Genomic DNA, 8,753 nt, shown 5'->3' with positions numbered 1-8,753 from the left:
CCCCCCCCCCCCCCCCCGCCGGGTCCGCTCCGCTCCCCACGGCGGAACCCGCCCGGCCAGGCGGGGCCGCGCTCCGCGCCACCCCGAGCGCTCCGCGCTGCCGGACGAAACCCATGCCGCTACGCGGCACGGGCGCGGCACCCCGCCAACCCCCCGCCCCCACCCGTATGCATTGACCTGCGAAAACGCGCGGGAAACCCCTTGGCATGACAGGGGAATTAGATGCACTTGTCTTGCTGGGCGGCGGTGGCATTCGGCCACGGAATGCATCCCTACCCACGCTCAAGGGAGTCTCAATGATGAAGTCAAGCCGCTTGCGCGACCGGCAGCTCGGGGGTGAAGACTCGGTTGTCGCGCAGGAGAGCCCACAGGACGCTGGCCCGTCGGCGGGCCAGGGCGATGACGGCCTGGACGTGTTTGCAGCCTTCGCCGCGCTTCTTGAGGTAGAAGTCCCGGTTCGGGCCCTCCCGGATGATGCTGGTCTGCGCGGACATGTAGAACACCCTGCGCAGGCGGCGGCTGTAGCGCTTGGGGCGGTGCAGGTTGCCGGTGCGGCGGCCGGAGTCGCGCGGGACGGGCACCAGCCCGGCCGCCGAGGCCAGGTGACCGGCGTCGGCGTAGGCCGCCAGGTCGCCGGCGGCGACGACGAACTCGGTGCCGAGTATCGGGCCCATGCCAGGCAGGGACTCGATGATCTCCGCCTGTGGGTGGGTGCGGAATGTCTCGCGGATTTGCTTGTCGATGTGCTTGAGGCGGTCGTCCAGGGCGAGGATCTGCGCGGCCAGGTCGGCGACGATCTGGGCGGCGACGTCCTCGCCGGGCATGCGGTCTGCTGGGCCTGGGCCGCCTCCAAGGCTGTCGCGGCGACCGCGTCGGCCCCGCGGACGCTGCGGTTGGCGAGCCAGGCCGTGAGCCGGGCCCGGCCGCGGCGGCGGATCGCGGCGGGCGTCTGGTAGCCGGTCAGCAGGACCAGTGCGCCCTTCTGCGAGCTGTAGTCGAAGGCCCGTTCCAGTGCGGGGAAGACGCCGGTCAGCGTGTCGCGGAGCCGGTTGATCATCCGGACCCGGTCGGCCACCAGGTCGGAGCGGTGGGCGGTCAGCAGTGCGAGGTCAGCGGCGAGTTGGGCGGGCACGTCGATTGCCGCGAAGTCCCGGCGGGTGCGCGCGGTTTCGGCGATGACGTAGGCGTCGCGGGCGTCGGTCTTCGCCTCACCCCGGTAGGCCCCCGACATGCGGTTGACCGTGCGGCCGGGCACGTAGACGGCCTGCTGGCCGTGGGCCGCGAGCAGGGCCAGCATCAGTGCGGAGGACGTGCCGGAGATGTCCACCGCCCAGTGGACCGTGTCGGCGAGGTCCAGGATCTCGCCCATGGCGGTCAGGATCGCCGACTCGTCGTTGTCGACCTTCTTCGACCACAGCGTCGCACCGGTCTCGTCGACCGCCGCAGCCCAGTGATGCCCCTTGCCCGCATCGATTCCGGCCCATACCCGGGCCCGTCGCTCGCTCACTCGCCCCTCCTCGCACCGTTCGGCATGCCGTCGGCCCGAGGAACACCCCGCTGTCATCTCCGTAATCAGCGACCGCACGAAGCGCGCACATCTCAATCAGCAGCCAGGGCGCCCCGGAGAGCCGGGCGGCCACTCCTTCGAAGCCACTGATGGCAGAGACCCATAAGCCACACCCGGCCCTCCCGGGCCGCCTAACAACTTACGGAGACCCATGTCCGAGCAGCCCACCCCCGTCGCGTCCGCCCAGGTCACCGCGCCTTACGGCCCGCTCGCCGACGCGCTCAAGATCGCCGCGTTCGGCACCGTCTGCGCCGGCCCCGCCCCAGAACGGCGTACTCATCGAGGCGACGCCACTGGCCTGACCCTGCGCACTCACGACTGGGAGATCGCCGTCTCCGTCACCGTGCCCATCGCGACCGTCACACCCCGGGTCACCCCCCGGCCGCTTGGGGCGGGCAGGCTGCTCGGGTTTCGCCGGTCCGCGAACGGGGTCTCCCCGCCCTATGAGCCGTGATCATTCATGCCTCATGATCCACTTTCGATTCACGGCGCTATCCCTGCCTCTTCCAGGTGAGGGTTCGCCACGTGAAGGCCGTGTACCTGACGCGCGCCCATCCGTCGTCGTCAGGATGGAGCTTGCGGGCCTCGGTGCTTTGTGCCGGCGAGTTCGCGAGGTATTCGTCGACGTTCTGTACACGCCACCCATCCAGGCGACCGCGCCGCAACTGGTCCTCGTAGTGGCCAAGTCTCACGTTGCAGGGCAGGCATAGCAGTCCGCGAACACAGTCCGGACAGCCGGTGCAGCACGTGTGGTCGTGATCGATCTGCCACCAGATCGGGCCGCTGGCCGCGCTGTCTCCCGGGCTGTCTCCGCATATCGCGCAGTAGTCGTCCTGGATGCGCAGGATCGCATTGACGCGCGCCAACGAGAGGTGGAACCGCCGCGCCTGGGCCACGGCTGGGCCGCACTCCAGGCACAAAGTCTTGCTGTACCGCTCGCCCTGGTAGATGAACGCGTCGCATATCCGGCAGTCGCCTGGATCACCGGCATCCTCGAACCATGTGCTCGTCACCGGGCTGAGGTTAGCTCTCGGCACTGACAGTCACGCCATGCAGCACTGGGGGAGGCGAGTCCCGCCCCACCCCTCACAGACGAAGAGGTCGACGCGCCTGAACCGACGTTCTGCACCCAGACCGAGTCGGTTCTTCTTGCCCTGTCGCGCATGGTTCGACGTACGCGCCCGCCCCGAAAAGAATCTTGAGGCCGGTGTCATCAGAACGGCGCCCTCGCGGCCCTTCGGTAAGAACGGCCGCCGCTCATGCACCTGAGCCCTTTATCGGCCGCACACTGAAGAGGAGGTTGGGCCGTGGAGGTCGCTGGCATCGTGGCATTGGTGCTCCTGCTGTTGGTCCCGAGTTTGAAGAAGCTCTTGAACAGCGTGGCGTACAGGATCCGAGCACGAGGCAAGGCTGAGATCATCCGCGCCGAGCGTGGGGGCGAGCACCCGGGGCGGGCGCCATCCGGTGGGCAGAAGCAAGCTAAGCACGAGAAGGGCAGGGTGCGGTGACTCAGCCGAAGGCAGTGACCGCCGATTCGCTGGCACAGGTGTTTGCGCAGTATCAAGGCGAGCTGACGGGTACGGCTGGCAGGCTTCTTGCTGACGCTGATGTGCCGGAGTCGGTGGCCGACGCCGACGACATCGTCAGCAGCGCCTTCGCCACGGCCCTGCGGAACCCCGGGGCTGTGCGGCAACCGCGCGCCTACCTGCACAAGCTGATCCGTACTGAGGTCAGGCACCTGGCTACGCGCCTCGGGGAGCACCGCCGCCTGGACGAGAAGCGTGCCGCTGACCCGCTGTGCCGCCTGGCCCCGCATGTCGCCGACTTCAGCGCGCTGGTAGACAACAGGGACGCGGTGCACCGCGCGGCTCAGGGCCTGTCGATCCCGCAGCGCACCGCAGTGTGGGCAACCCATGGACTCGGCCACACCCGAGCCGAAACGGCCAGCTTCATGAACAAGCATCCCGGCACGGTTGCCCGGCACTGCACGCGTGCCCTGGTCCTGCTGCGTGCTGCTCTCGCTGCCGCAATCGTGGGCGTCCTGACCTCCATCGGTTTCGCGGTCGGCGGCGCGCTCCAGCACACGATGCCCACGGACGACCGGCACAGTGGCCCGGCACTACCGTCGATGCCCGAGTGGCCGGGACCGGAGGCGCTCCCGGCGTTCCTCCTGGCCCTCTACGCTGTGAGCTGGCTGATCGTGACCGTTCGCGTGCGTGGCCGCCACCGTGTGCCAGCTGGCCTCCGCCAGCCTCAAGCAATGGCCCCGCTGGGTTCACTGACGGCCCGGAAGAATACGTCCACCGCTTCTGCGACCGGTCCGGGAGCATCGGCCCAAAACGCACTCACCACGCGTCAACCAATGCACCCAGACTCAGTAGGTGCTGGCATCGTCAGAGCTGTTGAAGCCTCTGGAACCTTCATCGCAGCAGACCGCGCCAGGTGAACCGCGGACGGCAGCCAGGCGCCTGGAGGGGCAACTTGCGCCCGTTCCTGCAAGGGCGGCTCACCGGCCGGGGGCTGCTGCACTGCTGGTGCCGCTTGACCGGGGGCGTGATAAACCGCCGAAGCTTCGACGGACGCCGATGGGAGCACGGCCCGACGCCTACCCCGCCAGCGTGGGCCGACCGGGAGCACCAGCAGGAGCAGCTCCGGCGCGGCGTCGACCGGCACCCTGTCTGCGAGGCCGACGACGGCCGCTGCCCGCAACCCTCGCCGTCGTCGGCGAGACCCAGTGCCCCGAGCATCTCGGGTGGCTGCTCTGCCCCGGCCACGACGGGCACACCTGCACTGCCCGTACCCGCGCCGGCGGCCGGGTGCGCCACCTGCCAAGACGAGGCCCGCTACGCCAGGCACGACGGCAAGCTGCCCGTGACGACGGCACCTGCCCTGGCCACACCAACCTCTTCGGCCGCGCCCCCATGCTCGGCGACCCGTACTGCGCCCGCGCAGGCGAAAATTCCGTCTCGTTTGTCGGACCCGGTTGTCAGACTGGGCGGATGAACGAGGGATCACGCGCCCAGTGGCTGGCATCGGCGCAGAAGGTCGATGCTCGCATCGAGGAACTCCGGCCCGAGGCCGATCGCCACGTGGTCGGGCAGCACGTGATCTCTCAAGTACTGCTGAAGCGCTTCGCCGCTCCGTTTGGCAGTAACGGGCTCAAGCTCGTCCCTTTCAACCTTGACCACCCCGACCGTCTGCACAAGATGGCGAGTCCTCGCCAGTGCGGCAAGGTCCCGCACTTCGCGCGCTTCGCCTCTGCCTCCTTGGAACAGCTATGGGGCAGGCTCGAGACACGGATACCCGACGCTGCGCGCGCGGTGGACCGAGGTGACGTCTTCCAGCATGAACACCATGTGCAGACCCTGAAGGACCTCATCGCCCTGCACCTGGTTCGGTCGCTGAACTACCGCAAGGTCCACGAGCGCATCTTCGCCAAGGTCTACACCGAGACTCGCACCGCCCTGCTCACCGACAAGTCCGAACTGCTGCGCCGCGCGGTACTGCAACGCAGCGGACTTCACCTCGCTGGACCGCAGGGCCTGGCCGCCGCAGCGGACGAGATCTTGAGCCCGCACGTGGCTAACTTCGAGAACGGAGCGGACTTCCGGGCTCGGATCGAGGACACCTTCGCCAAGGCGAAAGAGATGATCAGCGATGCCGGGCTGGAGATTTTGGTGCCCGCAGCCGGGGAGTTCCTCCTGGGCGACACCCCGGCCCTGGCCATCCAGCAGAGGGAAACCAGAACCGCCTTCAACGTAGCGATTGGCGACTCCACCGCCATCGTGTTGCCTTTCGGCCCCAGGCACCTCTTGGTCGGGCGGACCCCCCGCAACGGGCTGAGCATCACCACCGAGAACACGGTTGGCTTTCTCAACCGGCTGCAGATCGAGGCAGCAGAGCAGCGCGTCTACCTCCGGCCCCGCAGCGGCCAGGATGCCATCGTCCGCGGGTACCTCAAACAGGGCATCCGAAGTGCCAGGGGGCTCGCGCGGTGACCTCCGACCGTCTCAAGACCGCCGCCGCTGCGATGCTGGCCTCTGGCTCCGCAGCCGGCCCCGCCATGGCGCCTCATCAGCCTCCAGGGATGGACCGTGCGGCAGTGGAGGAGGAGCGCCGCTGGGTGGTCTGCCCAACGCACACTCAGCCCGCGTGGACCGAGCCTCAGCACAAGGAGACCCGGCGCACCCGCGGTCCTGACTCTCCGGATCGCCCTCGTTGAAGCCGTCGAGGCGGCCACCGCGTGGCACCGCGCACAGCACCATCGCGCCCAAGCCCGGGCCGCCACCCTCACCGGCGCCCCGCCGTCCTCCCGAACCGTACGGAGACACCCGCCCCGACGCGCGACCCCGCCGCAGCTCCGCCTGACACCAGTGCACCGCTCCGGACCCGTTCCGCACCGCCCCCAGCCCGGGCACGGGGCGCTCACGCTGAAGCTGCTCCTCACCCAAGGCGGGATAGCTGCCACCACCGTCGGCGTCCGGCCGAGCCTCTGCGGTGGCGAGGTAGTTGCGGCTGTTGAGGGTGTCGGGGTGGTCGGGTTCCAGGACGCGCTCGCGCTGAACCAGCAGAGAAGCGAAACCATGCGCTCACCTTCGGCGGGACAGTTGCCACCATCGTCGGCGTCCGACCTCGGCCAGCCGGGCCTGTGCGGTGGCGAGGTTGTTGCGGCTGACAAGGGTGTGAGGGTGGTCAGGACCGAGAAGGCGTTCCCGGGCGGCGAGGTTCTCGCGGTGGAGTCCGACGGCTTGGTGGTGTGCTCCGAGGTCGCTCAGGGTGAGGGCGAGGTTGCCGCGGCTGGCGAGGGTGTCGGGGTGGTCGGGGCCCAGAACGCGCTCGCGGTCGGCGAGGGTCTGGCGGTACAGGTCGACGGCTTGCTGGTCCTCCCCGAGCAGTTCCAGCGCGACGGCGAGGTTGCCGCGGCTGGCGAGGGTGTCGGGGTGGTCGGGGCCCAGAACGCGCTCGCGGTCGGCGAGGGTCTGGCGGTGGAGGTCGGCGGCCTGACGGTTTTCCCCCAGCGCGTGCAGGGCGTTGGCGAGGTTGTTGCGACTGATGAGGGTGTCGCGGTGGTCGGGGCCCAGAACGCGCTCAGCGTCCAAGAGCGCTTCGCTGTAGAGGTCCGCTGCTTGACGGTGCTCTCCAAGCCCCTGCAACGCGGTGGCGAGGTTGTTGCGGCTGGCGAGGGTGCTTGGGTGGTCGGGGCCGAGGACGCGCTCGTAGGCGGCAAGGGTTTCGTGTTGGAGGTCGGCGCCTTGCCGGTGTTCCCCGAGACTGTTCAGTACGACGGCGAGACTGTTGCGGCTGGCGAGGGTGTCGGGGTGGTCGGGGCCGAGGAGGCGCTCGCGGTCGGCGAGGGTCTGGCGGTGGAGGTCGGCGGCCTGACGGTTTTCCCCCAGCGCGTGCAGGGCGTTGGCGAGGTTATGACGGCTGCCGAGGGCTTCGCTGTGGTCGGGGCCGAGGACGCGCTCGCGGTCGGCGAGGATCTGGCGGTGGAGGTCGGCGGCCTGACGGTGCTCCCCGAGCTCGTTCAGCGTGTTGGCGAGGTTGTTGCGGTTGGCAAGGGCGTCGATGTGGTCATGGCCAAGATGGTCGGCCTCGGCGTCCAGTATGCGTCGACGGAGAAGGAACTCCTCGAATGACGCTCCTGCGAGGGTGAGGGTGTCGGCGAGACGGGTCAGAGTGTCGCAGGCGCTGTGGAAGTTGTGGGGTGCGTTGCGGTCGAGATGGGCTGGGAGATGGGCCGCGAGGAGACGCGCGGTGGGCCACCCCGTTCGGCCAGGCATGTTCGTCGTCGCTTCCACTGCTCGGGCGAGGTGTTCATCGATCGCCGCGAGCCAGGCGGTTGTCGGCTCGGGGCGGGCGAGGCTGTGAGCGGTGACCTCGCGGACCAGAGGGTGAAGCTGCAGTCGGCCTACGGCCGGGGAGCCGGGCGTGGGGCTGTCGCCTTCGGGTGTGTGGAGGAGCCCGTACTGGTGGAGCCCGGCGAGCGCGGCATCCACCGTGGCCGCGGTCGCGGGCAGCCCGGTGGCGTCCGTGACGAGCTCCGGGGTCATCAGGGTGCGGGGGATCGGTGCGGGTTCGAGGAGGGCGAGGAGCTGGAGGACGGGGCGGGCGAGCGTGTAGCCGTCCTGGTCGAGTTGGTCGAGGGAGAGGTCCCAGGTGTGCCGCACTACGCGGCGGGCGACCGCGGGATCGGTGGCTGCGGCCGGGTGCTCGGCGCCCAGCAGGTCGGTGAACTCGGCTTCGAGGGCGTGCAGGTAGGCGGCGAAGGTCCGGTGCCGGCTCGTAGGCACCGACAGGTACGTACTCGCGGCGTTCAATCCGAGGGGGAGTCCGCCGAGTCGGGCGGCCAGGGACTCGGCCTCGGCCTCGGTGCCGGCGTGCGGTGCGGCGTCCAGGAGAACAGCCGCCCCCGCGTTCTCGGAGAGGGGCTGGAGGTGCAGCAGGTCGGCATCCGGGCCCCAGGTCTGCCGACTCGTGTCCCGGCTCGTGACCAGCAGGAGTCCACTCCCGTGCGGGCGAAGCCATCCCCGGTAGGCGGCCGGCGGCCCTGCCCCGGGCCCGACGCGGGACGGCGCGTCGACGTTGTCGACCACGATCAGCCACCCCTTGACGGTGGCCAAGTGGTCCCAGACGGCGTCGACGAGCGAGACCCTGCCCGTGCGGGCCTCCTCCAGCCGGGATTCGGGGAGGCCGAGGATGTGCGCGGCTTGGGCGAGGTCTTGGCCGAGTTGGTCAGGGTCGTCGCGCCACCGGATCCACACCACCCCCCGCCCCTGGTCCCGGGCCTGCGCGGCGGCTTCGGCGGCGAGCGTGGTCTTGCCGAGGCCTCCGGCCCCGCACACCACGACCATGCCTCCGCCAGGCCCCCGCACCAGGGCGCTGATCCGCTCCAGTTCCGCGTCGCGTCCCCGCACCGGTGCCGGGACCGTCGGCGGGTTCATCGAGTGCCCCCCGGCGGCGATCCGCCCGAGCGGCACAGGCCGCACACCACCGTCGGGCGCTTCGGCGGCCAGGCGCCGCTCCCAGAAGAACAGCCCGAGCGACACCACGGCCAGCCCTGCGAACACCGACCACACCAGGACGGTGTTCTCCGCCCACTTCGGCGGCTGCGCGGTGACGTAGTTCGTCACGATCGCCACCAGGAACGCGATACCCGCCGAACTCCCCGACACCGCCGAACCCA

The 8,753-nt window shown here is 69.9% G+C and carries 5 protein-coding genes and 1 pseudogene; 3 read left to right on the top strand and 3 right to left on the bottom strand.

The window, feature by feature from the left end; all coding sequences use genetic code 11:
- Positions 1–305: 305 nt before the first annotated feature.
- A pseudogene (locus tag D3105_RS30040) lies at positions 306–1,507 on the bottom strand (IS110 family transposase).
- Between the two features lie 211 nt (positions 1,508–1,718).
- On the opposite strand from D3105_RS30040, the gene D3105_RS34375 reads away from it, so the two are divergent.
- Positions 1,719–2,021, top strand: coding sequence for a hypothetical protein (locus D3105_RS34375; protein WP_123947595.1), 303 nt, complete (start codon positions 1,719–1,721; stop codon positions 2,019–2,021).
- Between the two features lie 37 nt (positions 2,022–2,058).
- On the opposite strand, the gene D3105_RS30035 is transcribed toward D3105_RS34375, so the two are convergent.
- Positions 2,059–2,580, bottom strand: a complete 522-nt coding sequence (locus D3105_RS30035) for an endonuclease domain-containing protein (RefSeq protein WP_165891111.1) — start codon at positions 2,578–2,580, stop codon at positions 2,059–2,061.
- A gap of 491 nt (positions 2,581–3,071) precedes the next feature.
- Between D3105_RS30035 and D3105_RS30025 the strand changes: the two genes are divergently transcribed.
- Positions 3,072–4,013, top strand: a complete 942-nt coding sequence (locus D3105_RS30025; RefSeq protein ID WP_118906067.1) for an RNA polymerase sigma factor — start codon at positions 3,072–3,074, stop codon at positions 4,011–4,013.
- Between the two features lie 553 nt (positions 4,014–4,566).
- Positions 4,567–5,565, top strand: coding sequence for a DUF4238 domain-containing protein (locus tag D3105_RS30020; RefSeq protein ID WP_118906066.1), 999 nt, complete (start codon positions 4,567–4,569; stop codon positions 5,563–5,565).
- A 591-nt stretch (positions 5,566–6,156) separates the two neighbouring features.
- On the opposite strand, the gene fxsT is transcribed toward D3105_RS30020, so the two are convergent.
- Positions 6,157–8,753, bottom strand: a 2,597-nt coding sequence (gene fxsT / locus D3105_RS30015) for an FxSxx-COOH system tetratricopeptide repeat protein (RefSeq protein WP_206272954.1), incomplete at its 5' end; no start/stop codon positions are given.

The organism is Streptomyces globisporus (assembly GCF_003501885.1).
In the GTDB taxonomy this organism is placed as follows: domain Bacteria; phylum Actinomycetota; class Actinomycetes; order Streptomycetales; family Streptomycetaceae; genus Streptomyces; species Streptomyces globisporus_D.
The sequence above is the reverse complement of the archived record's forward strand: the minus strand, read 5'-3'. Positions and strand labels throughout refer to the sequence as shown.